18 protein-coding genes and 2 pseudogenes are annotated in these 22,704 nt (G+C 65.8%); 12 read left to right on the top strand and 8 right to left on the bottom strand.

Going from position 1 to position 22,704, the window contains the following annotated elements; genetic code table 11:
* Positions 1 to 23: 23 nt before the first annotated feature.
* The 5 genes from PSR88_RS02300 to PSR88_RS02280 form a co-directional block, all read right to left on the bottom strand.
* A complete protein-coding gene (locus tag PSR88_RS02300; RefSeq protein WP_029538303.1) occupies positions 24 to 806 on the bottom strand; it encodes a TetR/AcrR family transcriptional regulator in 783 nt (260 codons plus the stop codon).
* Positions 807 to 844: 38 nt separating this feature from the next.
* Positions 845 to 2,428: an FAD-dependent monooxygenase gene (locus PSR88_RS02295; RefSeq protein ID WP_016880962.1), complete on the bottom strand. Its 1,584-nt coding sequence runs from the start codon at positions 2,426 to 2,428 to the stop codon at positions 845 to 847.
* Positions 2,429 to 2,591: 163 nt separating this feature from the next.
* Positions 2,592 to 4,301 (bottom strand): (2,3-dihydroxybenzoyl)adenylate synthase, encoded by a 1,710-nt coding sequence (locus PSR88_RS02290; protein WP_016880963.1) that lies wholly within the window; start codon positions 4,299 to 4,301, stop codon positions 2,592 to 2,594.
* A 43-nt stretch (positions 4,302 to 4,344) separates the two neighbouring features.
* The gene (locus tag PSR88_RS02285) at positions 4,345 to 6,669 is read right to left on the bottom strand and encodes a hydantoinase B/oxoprolinase family protein (protein WP_011593745.1); all 2,325 of its coding nucleotides are present in this window, start codon (positions 6,667 to 6,669) and stop codon (positions 4,345 to 4,347) included.
* Between the two features lie 11 nt (positions 6,670 to 6,680).
* Positions 6,681 to 8,783 carry a hydantoinase/oxoprolinase family protein gene (locus tag PSR88_RS02280; RefSeq protein ID WP_016880964.1) on the bottom strand — a complete coding sequence of 701 codons (2,103 nt, stop codon included), beginning with the start codon at positions 8,781 to 8,783 and terminating at the stop codon, positions 6,681 to 6,683.
* A 258-nt stretch (positions 8,784 to 9,041) separates the two neighbouring features.
* On the opposite strand from PSR88_RS02280, the gene PSR88_RS02275 reads away from it, so the two are divergent.
* The 11 genes from PSR88_RS02275 to PSR88_RS02225 all read left to right on the top strand — a co-directional run bounded on the left by PSR88_RS02275 (position 9,042) and on the right by PSR88_RS02225 (position 18,865).
* Positions 9,042 to 9,800 (top strand): maleate cis-trans isomerase, encoded by a 759-nt coding sequence (locus PSR88_RS02275; RefSeq protein ID WP_029538305.1) that lies wholly within the window; start codon positions 9,042 to 9,044, stop codon positions 9,798 to 9,800.
* Between the two features lie 23 nt (positions 9,801 to 9,823).
* Positions 9,824 to 10,468 carry a VOC family protein gene (locus PSR88_RS02270; RefSeq protein ID WP_029538308.1) on the top strand — a complete coding sequence of 215 codons (645 nt, stop codon included), beginning with the start codon at positions 9,824 to 9,826 and terminating at the stop codon, positions 10,466 to 10,468.
* The gene (locus tag PSR88_RS02265; RefSeq protein WP_009473087.1) at positions 10,465 to 10,710 is read left to right on the top strand and encodes a hypothetical protein; all 246 of its coding nucleotides are present in this window, start codon (positions 10,465 to 10,467) and stop codon (positions 10,708 to 10,710) included. The genes PSR88_RS02270 and PSR88_RS02265 overlap by 4 nt, the downstream gene beginning before the upstream one ends.
* On the top strand, positions 10,707 to 11,942 hold the full coding sequence (locus tag PSR88_RS02260; protein ID WP_016880966.1) for a hypothetical protein: 1,236 nt from the start codon (positions 10,707 to 10,709) through the stop codon (positions 11,940 to 11,942). Before PSR88_RS02265 ends, PSR88_RS02260 begins: the two co-directional genes overlap by 4 nt.
* A 215-nt stretch (positions 11,943 to 12,157) precedes the next feature.
* Complete coding sequence (locus PSR88_RS02255; protein ID WP_016880967.1) at positions 12,158 to 13,912, top strand: MOSC and FAD-binding oxidoreductase domain-containing protein; 1,755 nt, start codon at positions 12,158 to 12,160, stop codon at positions 13,910 to 13,912.
* A 774-nt stretch (positions 13,913 to 14,686) separates the two neighbouring features.
* Positions 14,687 to 15,082 carry a cupin domain-containing protein gene (locus tag PSR88_RS02250; RefSeq protein WP_011593738.1) on the top strand — a complete coding sequence of 132 codons (396 nt, stop codon included), beginning with the start codon at positions 14,687 to 14,689 and terminating at the stop codon, positions 15,080 to 15,082.
* A gap of 174 nt (positions 15,083 to 15,256) precedes the next feature.
* Positions 15,257 to 15,493 carry a hypothetical protein gene (locus tag PSR88_RS02245; protein WP_016880969.1) on the top strand — a complete coding sequence of 79 codons (237 nt, stop codon included), beginning with the start codon at positions 15,257 to 15,259 and terminating at the stop codon, positions 15,491 to 15,493.
* On the top strand, positions 15,490 to 16,470 hold the full coding sequence (locus PSR88_RS02240; RefSeq protein WP_011593736.1) for a PDR/VanB family oxidoreductase: 981 nt from the start codon (positions 15,490 to 15,492) through the stop codon (positions 16,468 to 16,470). Before PSR88_RS02245 ends, PSR88_RS02240 begins: the two co-directional genes overlap by 4 nt.
* Positions 16,471 to 16,729: 259 nt before the next feature.
* The gene (locus PSR88_RS02235) at positions 16,730 to 17,227 is read left to right on the top strand and encodes a dimethylamine monooxygenase subunit DmmA family protein (protein ID WP_009473078.1); all 498 of its coding nucleotides are present in this window, start codon (positions 16,730 to 16,732) and stop codon (positions 17,225 to 17,227) included.
* A 60-nt stretch (positions 17,228 to 17,287) separates the two neighbouring features.
* Positions 17,288 to 18,313, top strand: a complete 1,026-nt coding sequence (locus tag PSR88_RS02230) for a heme-dependent oxidative N-demethylase family protein (RefSeq protein WP_016880970.1) — start codon at positions 17,288 to 17,290, stop codon at positions 18,311 to 18,313.
* Between the two features lie 324 nt (positions 18,314 to 18,637).
* Positions 18,638 to 18,865, top strand: coding sequence for a hypothetical protein (locus PSR88_RS02225; RefSeq protein WP_016880972.1), 228 nt, complete (start codon positions 18,638 to 18,640; stop codon positions 18,863 to 18,865).
* A 126-nt stretch (positions 18,866 to 18,991) separates the two neighbouring features.
* Here PSR88_RS02225 and PSR88_RS02220 read toward each other — a convergent pair whose 3' ends face one another.
* Both PSR88_RS02220 and PSR88_RS02215 read right to left on the bottom strand, forming a co-directional pair.
* Positions 18,992 to 19,417: a YciI family protein gene (locus tag PSR88_RS02220; protein ID WP_029538317.1), complete on the bottom strand. Its 426-nt coding sequence runs from the start codon at positions 19,415 to 19,417 to the stop codon at positions 18,992 to 18,994.
* Positions 19,418 to 19,583: 166 nt separating this feature from the next.
* Positions 19,584 to 20,420, bottom strand: coding sequence for a class I SAM-dependent methyltransferase (locus PSR88_RS02215; protein ID WP_192815049.1), 837 nt, complete (start codon positions 20,418 to 20,420; stop codon positions 19,584 to 19,586).
* Between the two features lie 828 nt (positions 20,421 to 21,248).
* Between PSR88_RS02215 and PSR88_RS02210 the strand changes: the two are divergent.
* Positions 21,249 to 21,299: pseudogene (locus PSR88_RS02210) on the top strand (hypothetical protein); the annotation flags it as partial.
* A 419-nt stretch (positions 21,300 to 21,718) separates the two neighbouring features.
* Here the strand turns inward: PSR88_RS02210 and PSR88_RS02205 are convergent.
* Positions 21,719 to 21,993: pseudogene (locus PSR88_RS02205) on the bottom strand (FAD-dependent oxidoreductase); the annotation flags it as partial.
* Positions 21,994 to 22,704 lie beyond the last annotated feature (711 nt).

Raw genomic sequence — 22,704 nt, 5'->3', positions numbered from 1 at the left:
AGGGCCGTTGCTGTCGAGCGCGGTCAGTCGGGGCGTGATTCGTCGAGCAGCCGTTCGAGGTAGTTCAGGTCCTGGCGGATCATCGCGATCGCTCGCGCGGGACCTTCCGGGGTCGCCGACTGTGGGTCCTGATGAACCAACGAGCGTACTGCCATGTCCGCGAGTTGAGTGGCGATGACTCGGTCGTCGTCTGCGTTTCCCGGCTGATGCCACCAGGCGATCCAGTTGAGCATGCCGATGACGGCCAGAGCTGCGGTTCGCGGATCGACCGGTCGCATTTCGCCGATGCGGATACCGTCTTCGATGACGTGGATGAATTCCTTGAGCACGTGTCGACGGCTCTGCTCGTAGTTGCGTGAGATGTCTTCGGGTAATTCGGCTTCCGAACGGATGATCAACTGGAATCGATCCGGAGCCTGCGCCTGATGCAGAGCGATGGCGGTGGCCATCTCGCGGAGCTTTTCTGTCGGACCCAGATCGGTGCGCTCGTTGATGGTGTGTAGCAACGCGGCCGGTGTCTCGGTGCTCTCGCTGACCAGGCGGGAGAGGAGCTCGTCTTTGTTGGCCACGTAGTGATAGAGGGCCGGCCGTGTCAGGCCGGTTGCGTCGGCGATGTCCTGCAGCGTGGTGCTCGCGAATCCTCGTTCGGCAAACAGTCGAGTGGCTTGCTCGATGATCTGCTTCTCCACCAGCTCACGGCGAGGGTTGCTGCGAAGGCCCGCGCTTTCGGTCGCGGCCTGATCGCTGGAACGGGATTTGCCCCGGCCTCGGGGTCGGCGCTCGTTCGGGGCCTCCTCGCTTGTCATGTCCGAAGGATAACGGGCGCCGGTCGCTGGTCGCGTACTCATGTCGAGACCCGCAACCCGGAAAGCGCCGGATCAGCGTCCGACGTCGCCGGATCGCTGAAGAACGCGAGGTGCATCCGCACGCTGGCCAAACCTGCTGCGACATCTGCGCGGCAGGAACCGGGCGCCTCGACGACGACGACTGCGTCTGTGTGGTGACCGAGACGTTCGGCGAAATCGAGTCTGCTGAGCAGCGACGAGCGGGTGGATGGGCCGGTGAGCCAGAGAGTTCGCGCGGTTGGTGCGGTCTCGACGAGTGCGGTAGCCTCCGGGCCCCAGGCTGAATCGAAGTCGATGTCGAGCACTGTGGTGGTGGCTGCGTCGCGCAGGTCCGCCGGTGCGATCCGGTGCTCGAATCGGCGGTCACCGTGGTCGAGTGGTTGCCCGATCGTCCAGTCCGTGATGTCGGTGCCGGGGATCGCGTCGGCTGGCACGTCCGCGTAGTTCGCCAGGCCCTTCCGCACGAGCGTGGGGGCGGTGTCGTGGAATCGGCTGAGACTGACCTTCCCGGCGCGGGTCATGTACGCGATCAGCAGCTGTTCGACGGGTAGGTTCATCCGCTGCGGGAAGGACTCCCACCAGAGTTCGCTGCGGTGCGCGATGTGCTGGAGGTATTCGACGGCGGGGCGGCGGGTTCGCTCATATTGTGCGAGCGCGTCCTCGATGTTCGGGGAGGCGGTGAGTGCGTGGTCGAGTGCGATGGCGTCCTCCATGGCGAGCTTGGTGCCCGAGCCGATGGAGTAGTGCGCGGTGTGGGCGGCGTCGCCGAGGAGTACGACGTTGCCGCTGTGCCAATGCCCACACGAGATTGTCCGGAAGCGCATCCAGCGGGTGCGGTTACCGATCAGCCGGTGGTGCTGCAGAGTGCCGGCGAACGCTGCCTGCAGGTAGTGCAGTGAGGTTTCGTCGCTGTCGAGTGGTGCTGTCTGCTCGGTGGATACGTCGAATCCCGCCCGCCGCCACGTGTCCTCGTCGGTTTCGATGAGGAAGGTGCTGTGGTCGGGCGCGTAGGGGTAGGCGTGCGCGACGAACGTGCCGTGCTCGGTGGTGACCGGTGTGAATATCGCGCTCGGGAGAGCGAAGTCGGTTCCGCACCAGAGGTACAGGCCGGTGCCGGTGTCGATGTGTGGATCGAAGCGGTCTGCGAGCTGGGTGCGCGTTCCGCTGTTGATGCCGTCGGCCGCGATGATCAGGTCCGCGTCGAGGTCGGCGATGTCCCGGCGTTCGCCGAAGTGCAGTCGGACACCGGCCTGTCGGGCTTGCTGTTGCAGCACTTCGAGCAGGGATGTGCGCGCGATCGCAAGGAGGTCGCCGCTCTGAAGCCGGGCGATGTGCTCGCCGACCTGCATCGACATGTCGTGCGGGTGTGCAGCGGCAACGATGGCCTCCAGCGATGTCGAATCGGCCTCGCGAAGATTGCGCTGCGTGCGGGAGGCGAGGCCGACGCCGAATCCGAATGTCTTGTCCGGGGCACTCTGTTCGTACACGGTCACTTCGGCGTCCGGATGGCTGAGTTTGAGCAGTCTTGCGGCATAGAGACCGCCGGGTCCACCTCCGAGAACTGCGACTCGCGCGAGATTCATGGCAAAACTCCAGTCTGTGTGACGGTAAAGTCGAGTATTCTACGTTTGTGTCGAACAGTCAATATGATGCGTGCGGTCGATGTCGTGCGGAGAGTGATCGTCTTCGGGGCATGCCCATGTGGACATGCCCCGAAGACGTTGATCCAGAACGGAACAGGTGGTCCTAGACGGCCGCGCCGCGCGCATCGGCTTCGGCTTCGGCTTCGGCGAGGACCTTCGCGGCTATCGCGGCACGCAACCGCTTCTTGTCGATCTTGTTCACATTGGTGTGCGGCAAGGACGGCACCCATTCGAGCCGTTCGGGCCACTTGAACTTGGCGACGCCGAGCCGGGCCAGATGCTCTTGAATGGCCTTCATCGACAACGGCTCTTCATCGGTCGCCACCAGATATGCGCAGGTTTTCTCCCCGAGGCGGGTATCGGGCATGGCGACTACCGCCGCGTTGGCGATGCGAGGGTGCTCGAGCAGGAGTAATTCGAGTTCCTCCGCGTTGATCTTCTCCCCGCCCCTGTTGATGAGGTCCTTGATTCGGCCCTCGATCGACAGATACCGCTCGCCGTCGATGACGGTGATCGCGGCGAGGTCACCGGTGCGGTAGAAGCCGTCGGAGGTGAAGGCATCTCGGTTGTGCTCCGGGGCGTCGAAGTAGCCGGGGATCGTGTACGGGCCGCGGCAGCACAGTTCTCCGACGTCGCCGTCGGGGAGATCTATCTCGGTACCCGGCTCGAGGATGCGAATTTCGTCGTCGGACGCGATCGGGGTCCCCACGGTCGTCAGGCGAGCGTGAGTGGGGGAGTCGATCGGGGTCACCGTCAGCAGCCCTTCGGACATGCCGAACAGCTGGCCGGCCCAATGCCCCGCACCGTCGTCGACTCGTTCGAACAGTTCGGGTGGAACCTTGGCGCCCGACAGTACGACCCGTCGGAGAGATGCGCGGGCCTTGTCGAAGTCCGGGGTCAGAACTGCCTGGTAGTGGCCGTGCCCGATGAGGACTTCGGTCGCCTCCGTCCGTGCCATCAACTCGAACGCCGCGGGAGCGTCAGCGGTGGCCAGTACCAGGCAGGCGCCGACGGAGTGCGCCGCGTGCAGCCCACACGAGATTCCGGCGTTGTGAATGATCGGTATCAGGTGTGCCACGCGACTGTGTTCGTCCCAGCCGAGTCGTTTTGCGTAGAGCAGGGCGTTGTTCCAGTATTCGGCATGGATGCGCGGAATCACCTTGGGCACACCGGTGGTACCGCCGGACAGCTGGAACGCGACGACGTCGAGTGGGTCGATCCGCGCTTCTATCTGTTCGACCACGGCACGGGCTGCGGCGGGATCGGTCTCGCGACCGATGTCTTCCAGTCGGGTCACACCCGGCTGATCCTTACCCGCCTCGTCGCCGACGCTGATGATGTGCCGGATGCTGGGATGCCCGGCAGCGTGTTCGCGTGCGAACTCGACGAGATCGAATCCCGCGGTGCGGGCCTCGACGATGTGCCCCACGGCGCCGACCTTCCGGCTGACGTGCCCGATCTCGTGCATGCGGTGCGCGGCCAACGTCGCGACGGGAACCAGGCCTGCCTTGAGGCAGCCATACCAGGCAAGGACGGTCTCCAGGCGATTGGTCAGCTGGAAGATGACCGGATCGAGTCGGTCGAGCCCGAGCCGCACCAGTCCGGCCGCGATCCGGTCGGTCCGACGGTCCAGTTCGGCGAAGCTCATCGAACCCTCCGCACTGATCACCGCCGTTCGATCCGGGAACCGGGTGGCGATACGGTGCAGTCGCCGCCCGGTGGGATCGGCGCTCCACATCCCGCTTTCGCGGTAGTGTCCGGCCCGGTCCGCGGGGAAGGTGACGAGGCGTCCGCCCCAATCCGAGAAGGTCACCGCAATCCTCCTGCTTCCAGTGTCATCACGGGGTTCGCCGACATTATCGCTCCGCTACCGCGGGGAGGAGGCGGGCGATGTCCAGGGCGTGATCAGGGTGATCGGCGGGGACGATGCCGGAGTAGATAGCGGTCCAGCAACCGGGGCAGCACAGCTGCCGGAAGACGACGGGGGCGTCGACGTACTCGCGCGGATCGGAGGTCACCTGTGGTCCGGCGGTCGAGGAGGGGCCTTCGAACCGGGCGAGGTCCAGCGCAGCATTGGTCTTGTCGTCTCCGAGAAGGCGTCCGCACTGGGCGCAGGCGATCGCGCGGGTGTCCCCGATCGTGACCTCCGCCAGGTTGTCGTCGAGTCTGCGAGCCCCGGCCAGATCGAGCGCGGGGGCGTCGGACCGAGTAGTCCCCGAGCGGTCTCGACGCTCCGTGCGCATCTCGTCCCGCCGATCCGAGGTCCGGATCTCATCGACGTCTCCGCCGGAGAGGATGACTCCATAGACGGTTTCGGCACCGTTTTCGGTGACCTTGCCTTCACGGAAGTCTGCTGCCACGGCGGCCGGGTCGCGCAGCAACGGATCACCGTAGCCGCCGCCACCCTGCCAGTGCATGTACAGCACCTCACCGGGTGCCACGTAGCTCTCGGCGTAGCAGGCTCCGAGTTCACGGCCGCCACCGAGATCGTCCAGGGCGCCGGGGATGCGGCCGGCCGCGAACTGTTCGACGATGTCGGTGCCGCGGGCGAGGACCTCGACGCCGGTATTGCCGGGGTATCCGCCTGCGAGACCGTTGTTCTGAGCGACGGCCTTGCCCGCCGACGCCAGTACCAGGCCCATCGGCAGGCTGGTGCCGTAGGGGGTGATGGCGATGGAGGCACTGACACCGCCGCGCTGCCGTCCGGGTCCGCCGGAGTCGGGTTCCTCGCGGCGCCACAGGGTGAGCAGCGGGTAGAGGAATTCGGTCATTTCGGTGTCCGGGATGCGGCCCATCGGGATGCAGAAGAGACCACCGGTGTCCATGCCGTCGGCGGTGGGGCGGGCCCCGTAGCCGCCGGCCATCGGCTCCATCATGATGTTGAGGAAGGGCACCGACTGTTCGGGGCGTTCGTCGAGACCGGCGATCACGGCGGTGTCCCAGGTGCCGCAGCACGCGGCCTGCACGCTTGTGCCGAGATCGACCGACCGGTCGAGCATCTGCGACAGGCATTCGGCGATCAGGGTGCCGGTGAGCCAGGCGGGGCCGATCGGTCCGCGGCTGACCGCGGCGGGGAAGGTGGCGTTGTTGATCGTGCCCTCTTCGGAGACCAGGTCGAAGCAGCGCATCAGTCCGCCCGCGGACCAGGGGATGTCCCCGGCGAGGATCGGAAGCAGGGCGAGCATGACTCCGCCGCGCATGCCCGCGTACGTGCAGTTGATGACGCCGGTCTGCGGGTCGGTGCCGGTGAAATCGAAGGTGAGGTGGTCGGCGGTCTTGGTCATGGCCACGGTGATCTTGTGGATCCCGCGGTCGCCGGTGTGTGACTGATCCTGGTAGCCGGTGGCCTTCCAGGTTCCGTCGGGCAGCGAGGTGAGCTTGCCGCGCAGACGCCCCTCGGCGTCGGCCATCATCCGCTTCATCACGGCCTTGACGGTGTCGGCGCCATACTGCTCGATCACCGCGAGCAGTCGGTTGCGCCCTACGGTGTTGGCGCCGATCTTCGCGCGGAGATCGAGTCCGACGAGCATCGGCACCCGCGAGCGCCGCACCCAGGCGTCGGAGACATCGCGTTGCAGTTCGTAGTCGCGGACCACCTTGATCGGGGGTGTCGGCAGCGACTCGGAGAACACGTCCTGGGCAGAGGGGTCGAACGAGCCGAGCCCGGATCCGCCGAGATCGGGTTCGTGACAGATGGCGCTGGTCCAGGCGAAGAGCTTGCCCTCGTGGAAGATTGGTTGGTAGACGATCACATCGCTCTGGTGCAGTCCGCCGCCGACCCAGGGGTCGTTGCACAGGAACATGTCGCCCTCGGTGATGCCAGGGTTGGTCGCGCGGTGCTGGAGGGTCCAGTAGATGGCGAGGTCGACGGCGCCGACGAGCATGGTGTTGTACAGGCCTACCTGCACTTCCTGCCCGATCTCGTCGCTGATCGCGAAGTCGAAGTCGTTCGCGTCGGTGACGATGGGGGAGCCGGACATGCGTTTGAGTGCTTCGCCCATTTCGTCGGTGACCGACCACAGCCGGTGCCGGATGACTTCGTAGGTCAGCGGGTCGAGGTTGTCGATGTGCTCCTGGCTGACGGTGTGGACTGCCAGCGTCGGGGGCAGCGATCGCGCGAGTGCGTCGGGGTCGATCGGTCGGCTCGAGAAGATTTCGGAGCCGGGGATTTGCATGGTCATCTTCGGTGCTCCTACTGGGCGACGATGGTGAGGTTGCCGAGGCGGTCGACGGTGCCGGTGGTGTCGTGGGGAACGACGACGGTGGTCGTGGGGACTTCGATGATGGCCGGCCCGTGCAGGACGTGTCCGGCGAGCAGCTTGCTGTAGTCGTAGACGTCGGTGTCGACGTACCCGATCCGGCCGTCCAGGCACACTTTTCGGGTTCCGATGTGTGCTGGTGTGGGATCGGCGGAGTCCGCGGACTTGACCTCCGGCAGGGTAGGGGAGAACGGCAGGAGGCCGGTGGCCCGGACACGGTAGGTGATGGCCTGGATTCCGGCCTCACGGAAACCGCTGTCTTTTCCGTACAGTTCGGCGTACCGCTGCTCGAAGAGGTCCGACGCGGCGTGGATACCGGCGGCGTCGAGGCTGCCGGCAGGTACCGCCGTCGCTACCTCCGCGAGTTGCATGGTGTAGCGCATGTCGATTTCGCGTTCGATCTCCACCCCGGTGAACGTCAACCCCTGCCGGTTGAGTTGCTCGAGGACCTGGGACTCGAGTTGGGCGAAGTTGCGCTCGGCACGGACAGGATCGAGCGGCATGGCGGCAGGGTCGGACAGTTCGGCGGCGAGGACGATGTTGGACGAGGCCAATCCGTAGGCGGAGAACGCCGAGGCCACCTGGCCGAGTGGGACGATGACTTCCCTGACGCCGACCTCGCGAGCGTAGGCGGCGCAGTGGGCTGGGCCGGCTCCGCCGAAGGCGTAGAGCACGAAGTCGCGGGGGTCGTGTCCCGCCTCGACCACCGTTTTGCGCAGCAGGTCACCGGTCTGGGCGTTCTGTACGGCGTAGATGGCCGCGGCCGCGTCTTCGATCGACAGCCCGAGGGGTTCGGCGATCTTGGTGCGGATCGCGTCCCGCGCGAGGTCCTTGTCCAGCGGCTTACGGCCGCCGAGGAGCCCGTGTTCGGGCAGGATCCCGAGAACCAGATTCGCGTCGGCGTTGGTCGGTTCGATGCCGCCCTGGCCGTAGCACGCCGGGCCGGGGACGGCCTGGGCGCTGTGCGGGCCGATCTGGAGATTGCCGCCGGGGTCGACCCAGGCGATGGCGCCGCCGCCGGATCCGATGGGGTGTACCTCGAGGGTGGGAACGTTGATCGGGTGGTGGTTGATGATCGTGCTGGACGCCCGGACGGGCTCGCCGTCGACGACGAGGCCGACAAGGAAGGTGGTGCCGCCCACATCGGTGGCGATGATGTTGCGGTGGCCGAGTTGTTTGCCGAGGGACACCGCACCGACCACGCCACCGGTCAGCACCGATCCGACGGTGCTGATCGCGTTCTTCGGTGCCTCGGCGGCTGCGACGGCGCCGCCGTTGCTCTGCATCACCAGCAGGGGTCCGGCGAGTTTGCGGTCCCGCAGCTCGGACTCCAGTGAACCGAGGTAGTCACGCAGCCCCGGTCCGATCTGGGTGCTCATGATGGTCGTCGCGTTGCGGGCGAATTCGCGGATGCGTGGGCTCACCTCACTCGACAGGGACACGAACACCGTCGGGTCGATCTCGTGGACGAGCTCGCGGATGCGCTGCTCGTGCGTCGGGTTGCGGAACGACCACAGCAGGGAGACCGCGATCGCGGTGATGCCGTCGGCGAGGAGTGCGCGGATGGATCGACGGGCGGATTCTTCGTCGAGTGCGACGACGACGTTGCCGTCGCGGTCGAGTCGTTCGGTGACTTCCAGGGCATGCTTCTTCGGTATCAGTCCATGAGATTTGCTCTGTCCCATGACATTTTGTAACTGTTCCGGTGAGCCGCCCAGGTATCGGCCCTCGACGTTCATGATGTAGATGGAGTCGCGATGGCCTTTGGTGGTGAGGAAGCCGACCGGGGGCACGTTGCCCATGACGAGCGCGTTGAGTGACGACGTGGTGCCGTGTGCGATGTGGTGGGTGTTTGCCAGCATTTCCTCGATCGGGCAGCCCAATTGCCCGGCGAGTACCTCGAGGACATCGATCACGCCGCGGGAGTAGTCCGGCGGTGTCGAGGGGGCCTTCGCGGCGAGAACAGTGCCGGCATCGTCGTCCAATACCGCGTCGGTGAACGTGCCACCGACGTCCACTCCGATCACATATGCCATTGCAGCTGCGCTCCTTCGTGCTGGGGGAAATTCAGGGGGCGGTGTGAGGTCATCCTCGAACACTCCTTACGTCTGTGTCGAGTATTCGACGTGACTGATGACATGTCAAGAGGCAACTGTGAGTGCCGTCACGGATGCGAGGAAAGCCGCGGCGAACCCACGCTCGCGCCACTCGGGGTCTTGACGAATCATCATCGGCGTCGAATACTCGTCATAGGCGTAAATCTACGTCCGACTCCCCCTCAGAAGGGCCACAACATGGGCATTCATCGCATCGGGCTCGTCGTACCGAGTTCAAATGTGACCGTCGAGACGGAAATGCCGGCACTGCTCAACCGGCATGCGGACGCGCGGTTCTCGTTTCACTCGAGCCGGATGCGGATGCAGTCCGTGTCCCCTGAGCAGCTACGGGCGATGAACGCCCAACGCGAGCGATGCATCCTCGAGCTCGGTGATGCCGGGGTCGACGCTATCCTCTACGCGTGCCTGGTCGCCCTGATGTCGGTGGGGCCCGGAGAGCATCAGCGAGTGGAGGGGCTGATTGCCGAGCAACTGGCCACCGGCGGTTCGGAAGCGGCGATCCGCTCGAGCGCGGGCGCACTCGTCGAAGCACTCCACGCGATCCACGCCGAACGGATCGTCCTGGTCACCCCCTACATGCGTCCCCTCGCCGAGCAGGTCGTCGCGTACATCGAGGCCGAAGGAATCCGGGTAACGGACTGGCGAGCCCTCGAAGTCGCCGACAACGCGGAGGTCGGCTGCATCCCCGGCCACCGGGTGATGGACGCCGCCCGATCGCTCGACCGCGCCGGAGCCGACGCGCTGGTGCTCTCCGCGTGCGTGCAGATGCCCTCACTCGACCTCGTCCAATCGGCCGAAGACGAGTTCGGGCTGCCCGTCCTCTCGGCCGCCACCGCCGGCGCCTACAGCCTGCTGCGGGCGCTCGACCTTGCGGTCGACATTCCCGGAGCCGGCGGTCTGCTGCGTGCCGATGCTCCGGCCACCGCTGTTCAGTAGCCTCGAATCCATTGGAGTTCACCATGTCCGACCTGCAACACACAGTCAAAGGCGTCGACCACGTCGCCTACCCGACATTCGACCCCGCCGCGACCGTCACGTTCTACCGCGACGTTCTCGGGTTCCCGGTGGTGCACTCGATCTGCGCGGCCGGTTGGGGCCCGGAGAAACACCCCGACTTCATCCATTTCTTCTTCGATATCGGCAACGACGACCGATTGGCCTTCTTCTACTACTTCGGCCTCGAACCGTTCGACGGCGGCCCGCAGGGCGACTCCTACTCGCGCTTTGCCGAGGACGTCCCGATCTTCTTCATCCGCTCCCGTCATCTGGCAATCCACGTGGACAGCGAAGACGACCTGATGGAATACCGGCGGCGCTTGGACCACAGCGCGTGGCCGGTGGAGATGCAGATCCAGCACGAGACGATCGAGTCGATCTACACCCACGACCCCAACGGCTACATGATCGAAATTACCCGGGCGCTGCGCCCGGTCACCCCGCAGGAAGACCTCGACGCCAACCTGACCATCGACGCCCTCGTCGACGTCGTGACCGGCCCGGACCCCAGCATGGCCGCGCTGCTCACCCGCAAAGCCGAACTGATCACCGAACGGGCAGCGGCCTGGCATCAGGAGCAGGAATCGAAGGAGATGGTGACACGATGACGACCCTGTTCATCCTCGACGTCCCGGAGAACACAGCTGTCGCCGAGGTGGCCGGTCGCAACCCGGCGGTCACCGTCGACCACGTCGGACCCTACTTCCGAATCGTCTCCGACTCGGCCATCGTCATCGACCGCCGTGCCACCGGCTGCCGCCACGCCGTCTGGTACAGCAGCGTCGCCGGATTGGCGCAGTCCCGAATCACACAGTGGGACAAGGACGCCATGCGAGTCGAGCCGCAATGAACGAGAGCACCCAGCGGCTCGGCGCCGGCCGGTACATCGACGCCGCCCAGGCCCCCGACACCACCGTCACGTCGGTACACGAACTCACCACCGCGGACGGAGCGAAGGTCTCCGGCGTCCTGCGGATGGTGCCCGGCGCGCACACTGTCGTCGCGCTGATGCACCCGCGCCAGGATCTGACTCACCACGTGCTGGTGCCCGAGCTGCTCGCCCGCGGATACGCGGTGTGGACGCAGGGCACTCGATCGGTCAACAACGACGTCGCTCTCGTGCACGAGCAGGCTTTGCTGGATGTCGCGGCCGGGCAAATATTCCTGCGGGAGAGGGGCTTCGACCACATCGTCACCCTCGGCCATTCCGGCGGCGGGACCCTCTTTGCGTTCTACCACCAGCAAGCTGGGTTGCCGTCGGGGGAGCGGTTGACGCATACCCCCGCGGACAGACCCATCGATCTGGCTGGCGCCGACATGCCCCGGCCCGACGCGGCGATATTCATGGCACCGCACCCCGGTCAGGGTGCACTGCTGCTGCGGCTGATCGACCCGTCGGTCGTCGACGAGTCCGACCCGCTATCGACAGATCCGGACCTGAACCCGTTCGATCCAGCGAATGGATTCGCCGATCCACCCCACAGTTCTTCCTACTCAACGGAATTCATCACCCGCTACCGCCGAGCGCAGCACGACCGCATTACCCGCCTCGACACCATCGCCCGGCAACGCATCGACGAAGCGGCCGACGCGCGCCGACGGTACAAGAGCACGTCGGATCCGGGAGATCGCCGCGCCGCCCTCGCGCCCCGCGTCCTGACCGTCTATCGCACCGATGCGGACCTACGGTTCGTCGATCTATCGCTGAACCCGAACGAACGCCCTTACGGGTCGCTGTTCGGCCGGCGACCCGACCTGACCAACTACGGACTCGTCGGCTTCGGCCGCTTTTCCACGCCGGACGCCTGGTTGTCGACCTGGTCCGGGCTCAGCAGCAACGCCGACTTCCTGCGCTGCGCCCCGACGGTGACCGCACCGACACTGTTCGTCGAACTCACCGGAGACCAGGCCTGCTTCCCCGACGATGCCAAGACGATGTGCGATGCACTCGGATCGACGGACAAAACCCACGTCCGCGTTGCCGGCACCCACTTCGGCGGACCGATCCACGACGGCGCACCCACCGGTGCCAGCCTCGCCGCCGCCGACATCGGCGCGTGGCTGGCAACCAGATTCCCGTAGACAGGCGACCACAACGGGCCAGCCCAGGCCGAGTGGCGCAGATCACAGTTGGATATAGGATGTTCTGCGACGGGACGCCTTTGTGCCAACCGTAGGAGAGATGCAGACGAGGTGGTCGCTGTTGGTTGACGACGCTGCTCATTGCGATGACCGGGGCGCGAACGACGGACACCTCCGGCAACCCGTTCCGCGCGAAACAGTGAGGGGCAACCACAGTGGCACGCCTGCAGTCACTCAACGTCGGTATGCCCAAGGACGTGCCGTGGCAAGGCCGGACCGTCCACACGGGCATCTTCAAGTACCCCGTCGACGGTCCACGCGGGGTCCGCACGCTCGACATCGACGGCGACGGTCAAGGAGACCTCGACGGTCACGGCGGAGAAATACGTGCCGTGCTCGTCTATCAATGTCAGTCCTACGACTTCTGGCGGCGTCATCTCGGTCGCGACGATCTCGAATACGGTCAGTTCGGTGAGAACTTCACCGTTGACGGCCTACCCGACGACGAGGTGCACATCGGTGACCGCTATCGCATCGGTGATGCCGAGTTCGAGGTCACTCAGCCACGCGTCACTTGTTATCGGGTCGGAATGCGTCTGGGTGAACCCGAGATGCCGGCGCTGCTTGTTGCTCACCACCGGCCCGGGTTCTACTTCCGGGTCATCGCCGAAGGTCACGTGCAGGCAGGCGACGAGATCATCCGCACCCGGATCGGCCGGCACCGCATGAGCGTCGCCGCGATCGACGCATTGCTCTACCTGCCCGACCGGGACATCGGCCAACTCCGGAACGCAGTCGACATCCCGGCGCTCAGCCCCGGCTGGCAGCGATCGTTTCGTGATCTGCTCGACGCCGCAGAGCGCCCGACGCGCGCCGGCGAGCCGCCCGCCGGAGCTCAACCGGACGGCTGGGCCGGCTTCCGACCGCTGCGCGTCGCACGGATCGTTTCCGAGAGCACAACGGTGGCGTCGATCCACCTGGCACCACAGGACGACGCCCCGTTGACCCGTCCGAAACCCGGCCAGTACCTCACCCTCCGCGTCGCCGGCGCCGGCGAACCACCACCGGTGCGCAACTATTCGCTGTCGGCCGCGCCGTCGGACAACGAGTACCGCATCAGCGTCAAACGTGAGACCCACGGCCTCGTCAGTACCTATCTCCACACGCAGTTACGTGTCGGCGACACCCTCGACGTCGCCTCTCCGCGTGGCGATTTCGTCCTTCCCGAAGATCACGACGGCACGACGCCCGTGCTCCTGCTCTCGGCCGGCGTCGGGGTGACCCCAGTTCTGGCGATGCTGCATGCACTCGCCGCAGCCCACAGCAAGCGCGACATCTGGTGGCTGCACACCGCCCATTCAGCCGCCGAACACGCTTTCGCGGCCGAAGCGCACCGGTTGCTGACCGGCGTCGACCGAGGTCACGAACACGTCTACTACACCGCCCAGAGTTCGACGGCGAACCTGGATCCGCCCGCCCTCCCCGGCCGCATCAACCGCGAAGCCTTGGTCGCCCTGGGCCTGCCCACCAACGTGACCACCTACCTGTGCGGTCCCACCGCGTTCATGGCCGTGCTGCGCGAGGCACTCATGCACCTCGGTGTGGAGTCCGACCGCATCCATACCGAGTTGTTCGGCGCACTCCCGGCCATCAATCCTGGACTCACCGACGCGACCCACACCCCGCCACATCTGCCCCCTGGACCCGTCGGCAGCGGGCCGCGCATCACGTTCACCCGCAGCGGACTCACCGTGCCATGGAGCGACGAGTACAGCACCGTCCTCGATCTCGCCGAAGCCTGCGACGTTCCGACCCGCTGGTCGTGTCGCACCGGCGTGTGCCACACCTGCCAGACCCCGATCCTCTCCGGAACCGTTCGATACCGACCGGACCCCCTGGAGCCCCCGATGCCAGGCACGACTCTCTTGTGCTGCTCGCAACCCGAAACCGACCTCGTACTCGATCTCTGACAAGCCGCGGGGCTTCGCGGGCTACTCGTCCGCAGTCGTCAACTCGCGGATGGACACCGCTTCCGTGGATACGGATGCAGCATCGATCAGAGCCTGACCCGGTCGACGACGCGCAAGGTGGGGAAGTGCTGCACGCAAGCGTGCCGCGCATCTGTCCGGCTGTTGTCGTGCAGCAGCGACGCCACCGCATCGAGTGCCACGGGATCCCGAGTCGTGACAGGGCGCTGGGGGCGAACGCGGAGCCCAGAACGGCCGCGTCGGCTACTCCGGACGTCAGTGCCTCCAAACGCTGGTGATCGCCTGTGCTTCCTGCGGGAAGTGCAGGACCGATGGGGCTTCGTCCGCGGACCAGCGGGCTCTCAGGACCTTCTGAGTGAATGCACCCACTATCGATCCCTCCGGATGGCCGGCCAGGACGGTCGGTCCGGTCGGTCGTGTCCCCGCCTTTCGTGTCCAGATCCAGAACAGCGGGTGAAGGGTGTGGACAAGCGCAACCTTCCATCGGCGTTGTCCCCGAAGTGCTTCGACCAGCGAGCCACCAAGCCCTGCAGACAGCGCTGCCTCGGGATGGTCCGAGCCGGGCACCGCCGGTGACCCCGAGCGGCGGCGCCACGTCGACTCTCTCACCTCACCCGCAGCTCCTACAGATAAAACCTCCTTGTCACGCGCGTTTACGAGCGCGTAACCCACGGCATGGTTTCCTACCATTATCTTCAGTTTCATCACATGGTGATCGAGTGTCGATCGTGCAATCCCATCCCCAGGAGGACCCCAATGACCGTTGCCGATTCCAGTGCGATCGGACAGACCGTCGCACCGTTCCGCGTCACTGCAGATTTCTGGAAGTCTCTGCCGCAGATGCCGGTTGCGGAATACCCGGGCACCGAAGGCTTCATCGACGACGTGTACGCAAACCCAGACGGGTCCGAGATGTCGGCCGGTTACTTCGAACTCCGGCACACGGACGATCCCCTCGACTACCTCTACGAGTACGACGAAATGAAGGTTGTGCTCGAGGGCGAGTTCGTTCTCGAGAATCTCGACACCGGACAGAAGGAGGTCGCCAAGGCGAAGGACGCGATTTTCTTCCCGAAGGGATCGCGGATCCGATTCAGTACCCCTGAGGGTGCGTTGGCGTTCTATGTCGGTCAGCGCTCCTTCGCACCGTAACCAGCGATGGCAGTGAGCATGACCACCACCAGCGTGCCTCGCTGGGCGACCGCGTGGCCACAACGCGATGGTGACGTCGAGAGCTCGGCCTCCTGTTACCTGGTGGTGGCCGTGGGTGCTGCCGCGCGAATTCCCGCGCACGCGCTCGTGCGCCGGCCGCGACCGCTATGCGTAATGAGCATCGCACTCACCGACCCCGACGACGTCGCGTGTGTGGGGCTCGCTCAGGTGTGGGCACGGATCGGGACCGGCGTGATCGACATCCTCGATGGCAACAGGGGATGCACTCAGCGGACACGTCAGGTGTTCTGCGCGCACGGCCACACCGTCACGCTGACCGTCTACCACCACTTCTCCCGCCGTCACCATGCCTATCTTGGCTATCAAGCAGATTCGGAGGACCTGACGTGACCGAAGTAGTCGAGGCCGCGACAACCAACGCCGCGGTAGGAAGCGACCTTTCCGTCGTCGTTGCCGACACCACGATGCTGTGCGAGGACATCCGTCAGGTTGTCCTGGCACCAGTCGGTGGCGGAACGTTGCCGTCCTTCACCCCGGGCAGTCACATCGCGGTCACCTGGAAGCCGGGGACACGCAATTCCTACTCCCTGACCGGCCCGGCGATCGAACCGGACCACTACTCGATCTCTGCTCGACTGGACCGGGCCGGCGCCGGCGGGTCGCGGTGGGTGCACAACCTCGCAGTCGGCGACCAGGTGAACGCGTCCCGCCCGCGCAGTGCGTTCGCTCCGATTCCGAACGCACGCCACCACGTCCTCGTCGCCGGCGGCATCGGGGTCACCCCGATCCTGTCGCACGTGCGTGCGGCAGTGCAGTGGCGTCGCTCGTTCGAGGTGATCTATTCCTTCCGCTCCGGCTTCGGTGCACACGTCGACGACCTGATGGAACTGTGCGGGGACCGGTTGACGATTGTGAACACCCCGCAACAGTTCTGGGACCACGTGACACCAACTTTGACCCGCCAGCCGATCGGCACACACCTCTACACCTGCGGACCGACGCCAATGATCGACGCCGTCACCGAAGCCGCGCTCGCCCGGGGCTGGCCATTGCAGCGTGTGCACTCGGAGCCGTTCTCCTCCGGCATCTCCGCCGGGGGTGAACCCTTCACTGCGACCCTGGGCCGAACCGGTACCACTGTGACGGTCGGACCCGACACCAGCCTGCTCGACGCGCTGCTGGACAACGGCTTCGATGTGCCGAACCTGTGCCGGCAGGGCGTATGCGGGGAATGCAAGCTCGCGGTGCGCGGCGGACAGATCGAGCACCGCGACCTCTATCTCACCGATCAGGAGAAGTCCACCGGTGACGTGATGATGCCGTGTGTGTCCCGGGCCGCCGGCGCGGATCTGGAGCTGGAGCTATGACGTCCGCCGCATCAGGCACCGCCACGGAAGGCCTCATACACTTCCCATTTCCGTTTCCCCGCGACCGGTACCGGTACAGCGCCGATATCGAACCCTCCGGTGCACGAGTAGCTACCGCGGCGGGTGTCGGGAGTGAGCGACGAGTCGTCATCGACGATCACCACCGCGCCGAACTTGCCGAGCGCGCCCGGATCCTCTCCTCCGATCCTCGAACACCAAACCACAGAGCCTGCTCCTCAACGACTCTCAGAGGAATGTCATGACAAGCATCGACGAGTCCGACATCGCCACCGCGCAGGTCGGCATCACCGCGGCCAGCATGGACCTATCCGGCCGCCAGTACCTCCTGATCGCGATCGGTGATGCCCCCAGCACCACCGCCAAGGTCGCAAAGTGGGGGCGGGATCTCGCCTCCGCGGACCGCGCAGTGACGCTGTACAGCCTCCCCGACGGTGCGGGTATCGCTGACCTGATCGACACCAGCACCGTCGGGGTCCGCATCATGATTGCCGGGGCGGAGTACGGGGTGATGCAGGCCGTTGCGGTAGCGCGCGCCGCGGGAATTCTGCCGTGCGAGTTGTTCATCCACATCTCGCACGTGGACGTGATCAGCGTGTTCTGCCCGCACTGCGACACCGCCACCCGGGCCCTCGCGGGCCCCGACCACACCATCGAGTGCTCGGGCTGCGCCCGCGACCTCGTCGTGCGACCGCACACTTCCTCGCATCGTGCGATGTATCTGGCATCGGTTGCCTGACGACCGACCAGAGATCACCCTTGCACCGCCATTTCCGTCCCGACTCTGGAGCGAAGTACCGTGACCGAACTGCTCACAAGCGACCTGACCTGTTTGCCCTGGCCTTTCCCGGCGGGGGACGAAACTTTCCGCTACGCGGTCAATGTCGAGCCCGCACCCCGCTATACCCCCACCCTCGCCGGGGGCTGGGGTCGGCACGTCGTCGACCTCGGCCTCGAATACGTGCCGATGATGCAGCTCAAACGGGAGATCCTGGCGAAAGACCCAGGTCGAGTGCAGATTTTGCCGCACATGATGCCCGCCTGTTGGGACGTCATGCTCTACCTCATGCGGCAGATGGCCGACTCCTACCCGGAGACCATGCAGCTGACCGGCCAGGGCATCCGGTACCACTGGCGCAACACGTTGCTCGGTATCGACCAACACTTCGAAATGGGTGATCTGGTCACGCTGCCGGAGGACCCGCTGACCTTCATCGGCTGCCAGGTGCCTGACGACATCCTCCTGCTCACCGAGCGCCACGACCAACTTTGGTTCGATGCGGCCATCGTCACCTTCGCAGCCGACTGGTCGATCAAGTTCGACGTCGGTATGAACTTCAACGAAATTCACCGCCCGGTGCCTGGGCTGACCAGCGGCGGCATCACCAGCCGTGCGCAGCAGTTCATGCGCCATCTCACCACCGACCGGATCTTCCGCCGCGCCAACTGGACCTTCTCCGCCGTCGGCTCACCGCACCGCGACACCAGCCTCGAAACCCGGCCAGAATGGGAAGACGACATTCCGAAGCTCATCGCCGACGGAGACTACGGACGCGTGCAACTGCGGATCGAACTCGAACACCTCATCCGACTGCCCCTCACCGGAGCACTCGTCTTCAACATCCACACCTACATGGCGCCACTGTCGGACATCGCCACCATTCCCGCGTGGGCCGAGCAACTCGCCGACATCATCACCGAACTTCCCGCCGACATCGCCGCCTATAAGGGCATCGACAGTTACCGCCACGACGCCGCCCGCTGGCTGCGATCCAGATCGCGGAACGGTTCAACGACCGAGGACGCATCCTGTACTGCGCGGTGACGCTCCCGCACACGGTCCCGCAGGAACCGGTCAAGCTGTCCTCGACCCTGCAGCCGGGATCGCGCCAGGATTTCGACAGGCACACGATGGCAACCCATGCCCGCACGAACTCGACCCGACGGTCGGAGAGCGGGATGTGGTATTCGAGATCGAGACTGACCGTTTGATATATGCGGGACGGTCGGAGTCGGTCGACAACACTGCGCACCTGCTACCGCGGGGGATGCGGTTCGAGGTGAGCTCGGCAGACGAGGGGCGTTACCGTCACCCGGATGGGAGTATCGGCCGGCGGATGATCGTGCGGTTGCAGGATGTCGCCGAGGAATGAGGCGCTTTGGGATTGGACTGTCCACCGACGAGAAGGGACAGCCCGAGTTGGTCGTGCATCCGGAGATCAAGTTGGGGCGCGCGCACTTCCGGCCGGTCGGCGTCGAGCAACCCGAGCCCGAGGAGACGCCGAAGCAACGCGCCCGCCGGGAGTTGAAGAAGCGGATGACCGACGAGCGGCTCTCGAGGCAGAGAACCGGAGGTCCCAACCCCGAGAAGGGGTGAACGCCTCCGGCTCAACCGGTGCATCCGCAGCGTCGCCGACTCTAACCCACTCCTGCCCACGAAGTAGACAGTCCGCCTTGTTCGAGCGGCCCCGGCACTGCGATCAGAGGATCGGGGGACATGTCATCACCCGTTGTGAAAGCCGCACTCCGTAGCGGTGGGAGAGGCGGCCAGGAATGGGCGCACTTCGAGCCATTCGTGGATCGGTTTCCCACCTGCACCCGGGGCCGCGGACAGCTCGCCGGCCAGCTCGAGTGCCCGCTCGTGGGTCTCGACGTCGATCACCATCCAGCCGGCGATCAGGTCCTTGGTCTCCGCGAACGGGCCGTCGGTGATCGGCGGTCGTCCCTCGCCGTCGTAGCGGACGAACGTGCCCTCCGGGGAGAGTGCCTGACTGTCGACGAACTCGCCGGTGCTTTCGAGCCGAGCGGCGAAGTCGTTCATGTACTGCACGTGGGCGGAGATCTCCTCCGGCGTCCACTGGTCCATGGGCACGTCGTTGACCGATGCGGGCGCGCCCCGGTAGTGCTTGAGCAGCAGGTACTTGGCCATCATGTTCTCCTTGGTGCGGTACGGCCCATTCTGGCCGTATTCACTCCGGGGACGAAGCCGCGCGCGGCTTCTCGACATCCCACGGCGACATTTCCTGACCATCTTCTCTGTCGGGCCACAATCCTGCTAGGGGTGGGCGTCTCGTCCAGTCCAGTGATGATGGCCTCTAGTCTCGGGTCTGGTTGGCGTGATGCTTGACCCAACGCGCCTGTCGGTGGTCCCAGTAGCGGGCGCGATCGTGTGAGTGACGACACGGAGTTGAAGCGGGCGCTGCTGTTCCCGTCGTTGTTTTCCTGTGTGATTCTGCGTTTGCGCCGAGAGAACCATTGGCTGTCCGGTGCCCGATGGAAGGGCTTTGGTGGGGCAGCCTGTGTGCGCGCAGAACCACGTCGTGGGTGTGGTGTGCACCCGCGCCGCCGCTGATCGAACGCTCCCGCACCTCGTTGACGTCCACGTGCCAGCTGTCATCGAGTAGCGCCGCCACGTCACCGGGGGTGACCCAGTCGGCGGGATCGAAGCCGTGCTCGCGCGCCGCATCCGCGTCGGGGATGTCGTGGTGCACAACCAGCAAGGTGCCGCCCGGTGCGACGGCGGATATCAACGCACGTTCGGCGGAACGCTCAGCGGTTCTGCGCAACGCGGGGTACTGAGCTGAGACCAGGTCGAAACCACCCGCGGGCAAATCGGCATCGAGTAGTCCGCTCAATACCCATTTGATGTCCACGTCTTCCCCGTCGGCGTGGGCCCCGGCGCGGTCGAGGGCGATGCGCGAAACGTCCAGCGCGGTCACGGCCCATCCCTGGCGGGCGAGCCAGAGCGCGTCGGCGCCTTCACCGCAACCGACGTCCAGGGCGCGTCCCGGCCGTGCGCCGGTCATCTCGTCGACAAGTGCGCCGTTGGGTTCTCCGCTCCACACGCGAGCCCGCTCGCTGTAGCGCGCATCCCATTCGTCCGCCTCGCTTGATGTCGTCTTGACCTCGGTGACCTCGCCCGCTTCTTCCATACCGACACAGTGCAATAGCACCGACGGTTTCGGCGAGAGTTCTTGCCGTATCGGCAAGAATGCCGCTGCTCGGAGCAGCGCGGTGGGCCGACCGCGACACCTCACCCGCCTGCCCTGACACCTGTCGGAAGCGGAGGCATCTCACCCCTCTGCCCTGGGGCGATGCCACTTCCCGCTAAGTCCGAAGGGCCACGGCCGCAACGCGATACTGTCCACACCACGTCCAGCCAGCTCAGACAATGGGGAGAGGCCATGACCGGGAATGCAGCAACTACGCCGCCGCTCGGGGAAATCCTGACCGCCGACGAGATCGCCCAGTTCGTGTACTCCACCAGCCCGGTGGTGCTGGTGGACGTGGAACCGGCTCTGGCTGCCCGGCGCGGGCCTACGGTGATTGGCGGGGTGCGTTGGGTCTGCCGGATCTGGCGGGGAAGGTGCGCACGCTTGTGCCGGAGACAGCCGGCGGCCGCGCGGCGGTCGCCCTGATTCCGGCCGGGCCGGGCGCGCAGCGACCACCTCGGTTCGGTTCCCGGCGCCTGGGGGTCGGAGAGTGCGGGGTATGACATTGCGGTTGCCGACCACTCGCGATGGACTCGGACGCCGTAGCGGTCGCGGCACTGATCCGGTACTACGGCCGCCCGTATCCGGGCGGCGATGCCTATGTCGGGGCGCATTTCGATTCGTGGTCGAGCACCGGGGACCGGGCCGGTGAGGTGGACCGGGGGCCCGCGGATGATCTGGTCGCGGTGAACCGGTCCCCGCTGGCCCGGGGGCCCGCGTGGGACCTGGAAACCGCTATCTGGGCGTTGCCGGGGATCGGCCGGGACGAAGGCGACGAAGCTGATCGCCCGTAAACGCCCCCGGCTGTACCCGATCTAGGGTGCGTCCAGCAGGTCACGAGAGGTGTGGCTATGAGCGCGTCGTCGCTTGCCGGTGTAAGTCCGGTCCGGGTAGCTGCCAGGAGGCCCGGTAGCAGGCTGGCGGCTCGGTCTGGAAACGGGTCGGGGTCGGAGCCCAGTGTCGAAAGCCCTGTAATAGGGGGAGCGAGAATGCGGTCCGCAGCGTCAAGCGAAACCTGTGGGTGCGCAAAGTGTTGTAGATCGTGGGTGGAGGCGGTGGCATTGCGGCGCTTCGTGAGTAGCCGTACCCCGCAGTTACACCGTCCGATCACAGTCCCTCTCTCGTGCGTTCTCGATTGGGGCGGTTGGTCGCAGGTTGTCGTACAGATGTCCGCATCCGTGGATCAGGATCGGGACCAGTGCTGGGGAGAGCATGAAGGTCACCAACGGGAGGAACCAGCCCGGTGGTGTGGCGGCCGAGCACAGGTAGGTGCCGGGGATGCCGGTGCGGTACGGGTCGAGGCTGATCCGTGGCCGCATGACGACCTGGAGGGGGTCATTGCGGCCGGTGAGGGTGTCGCCGCCGACGTAGTTGGGGTTGTAGGTTTCCATGTCGGTGGCGGAGCGGACTTCGGTGGGAGGATCTGGTCGCGGAATCCGGGTGCGAGGCGTTCGATCTGGTCGAGGATGGCGTCGGTGGCGTTTCCGTCGTAGCCGTGGGGGACGTGAGGGTAGGCCTCACCCCCGCAGCGCAGCCCGTACCCTATTTCCGGGGTGGGGCCCGTTCCGAGCGGAGCCGCCGGTGCGCTGACGGGGCGGTGACACCACGAGGTCAGCGCTGTCGCTCCGGGGCCACCGGCGTCGAAGATCCAGGGCGGGCAGGTGTTCGGTACCGACGCCAGGCTGGTGGTGGGTGCGGGCGGCTCCGGCGGCGAGGGGTGACCACTTGACGGGCTTGATCGGAGAATCTGTCGAACACGATGGCCACGGTCCGAACTGCTCGCGCCCATTGTGTCGATCCAATGTTCCATCAGCGACTCGTCCCACGGTTTCACCCGAAAACAGCGGCCCCTGCAGTACTAGCTCAATCCCCGGAAGTTCGGACCCCACGGCCCGGGTCAGGAGCGGCAGCGTCACCGCACTACTCGCTCCGGCAAAACCCAACGAGACCCGGCCAACCTCCCCCCTGCCCGCAGCCAGTGCCGCCTTACGGGCGACCCCCACCGCGCCCGGCACTCCCTTCGCCTGCCCAGAAACGCCGCCCCGGCAGCTGTGAGCTGTACCGTGCGGGTGGTCCGCTCAAACAACACAACACCGAATTCGCGGTGGCTGCGACATATGCGATCGCGCCGCCATTACCAATGTGAACGGTGTGGACTCCTGAAGCTAGGGTGGCGCCTGTGCGTGACGTGACAGCCGGTACGTGAACGACCGGGCCGGGCAAT

The sequence above is a fragment of the Rhodococcus sp. DK176 genome (assembly GCF_038447315.2).
Classification (GTDB): Bacteria; Actinomycetota; Actinomycetes; order Mycobacteriales; family Mycobacteriaceae; genus Rhodococcus_F; species Rhodococcus_F jostii_A.
Note: the sequence above shows the minus strand (reverse complement) of the source record. Positions and strands in the feature narration are given on the sequence as shown.

Bases quoted from the DNA above. Each gene is read 5' to 3' on its own strand.
- PSR88_RS02235 (WP_009473078.1), top strand. From the start codon at position 16,730: ATGACAAGCATCGACGAGTCCGACATCGCCACCGCGCAGGTCGGCATC.
- PSR88_RS02265 (WP_009473087.1), top strand. From the start codon at position 10,465: ATGACGACCCTGTTCATCCTCGACGTCCCGGAGAACACAGCTGTCGCC.
- PSR88_RS02225 (WP_016880972.1), top strand. From the start codon at position 18,638: ATGAGGCGCTTTGGGATTGGACTGTCCACCGACGAGAAGGGACAGCCC.
- PSR88_RS02250 (WP_011593738.1), top strand. From the start codon at position 14,687: ATGACCGTTGCCGATTCCAGTGCGATCGGACAGACCGTCGCACCGTTC.
- PSR88_RS02275 (WP_029538305.1), top strand. From the start codon at position 9,042: ATGGGCATTCATCGCATCGGGCTCGTCGTACCGAGTTCAAATGTGACC.
- PSR88_RS02300 (WP_029538303.1), bottom strand. From the start codon at position 806: ATGACAAGCGAGGAGGCCCCGAACGAGCGCCGACCCCGAGGCCGGGGC.
- PSR88_RS02270 (WP_029538308.1), top strand. From the start codon at position 9,824: ATGTCCGACCTGCAACACACAGTCAAAGGCGTCGACCACGTCGCCTAC.
- PSR88_RS02215 (WP_192815049.1), bottom strand. From the start codon at position 20,420: ATGGAAGAAGCGGGCGAGGTCACCGAGGTCAAGACGACATCAAGCGAG.
- PSR88_RS02280 (WP_016880964.1), bottom strand. From the start codon at position 8,783: ATGGCATATGTGATCGGAGTGGACGTCGGTGGCACGTTCACCGACGCG.
- PSR88_RS02220 (WP_029538317.1), bottom strand. From the start codon at position 19,417: ATGGCCAAGTACCTGCTGCTCAAGCACTACCGGGGCGCGCCCGCATCG.
- PSR88_RS02285 (WP_011593745.1), bottom strand. From the start codon at position 6,669: ATGACCATGCAAATCCCCGGCTCCGAAATCTTCTCGAGCCGACCGATC.
- PSR88_RS02295 (WP_016880962.1), bottom strand. From the start codon at position 2,428: ATGAATCTCGCGCGAGTCGCAGTTCTCGGAGGTGGACCCGGCGGTCTC.
- PSR88_RS02245 (WP_016880969.1), top strand. From the start codon at position 15,257: ATGAGCATCGCACTCACCGACCCCGACGACGTCGCGTGTGTGGGGCTC.
- PSR88_RS02260 (WP_016880966.1), top strand. From the start codon at position 10,707: ATGAACGAGAGCACCCAGCGGCTCGGCGCCGGCCGGTACATCGACGCC.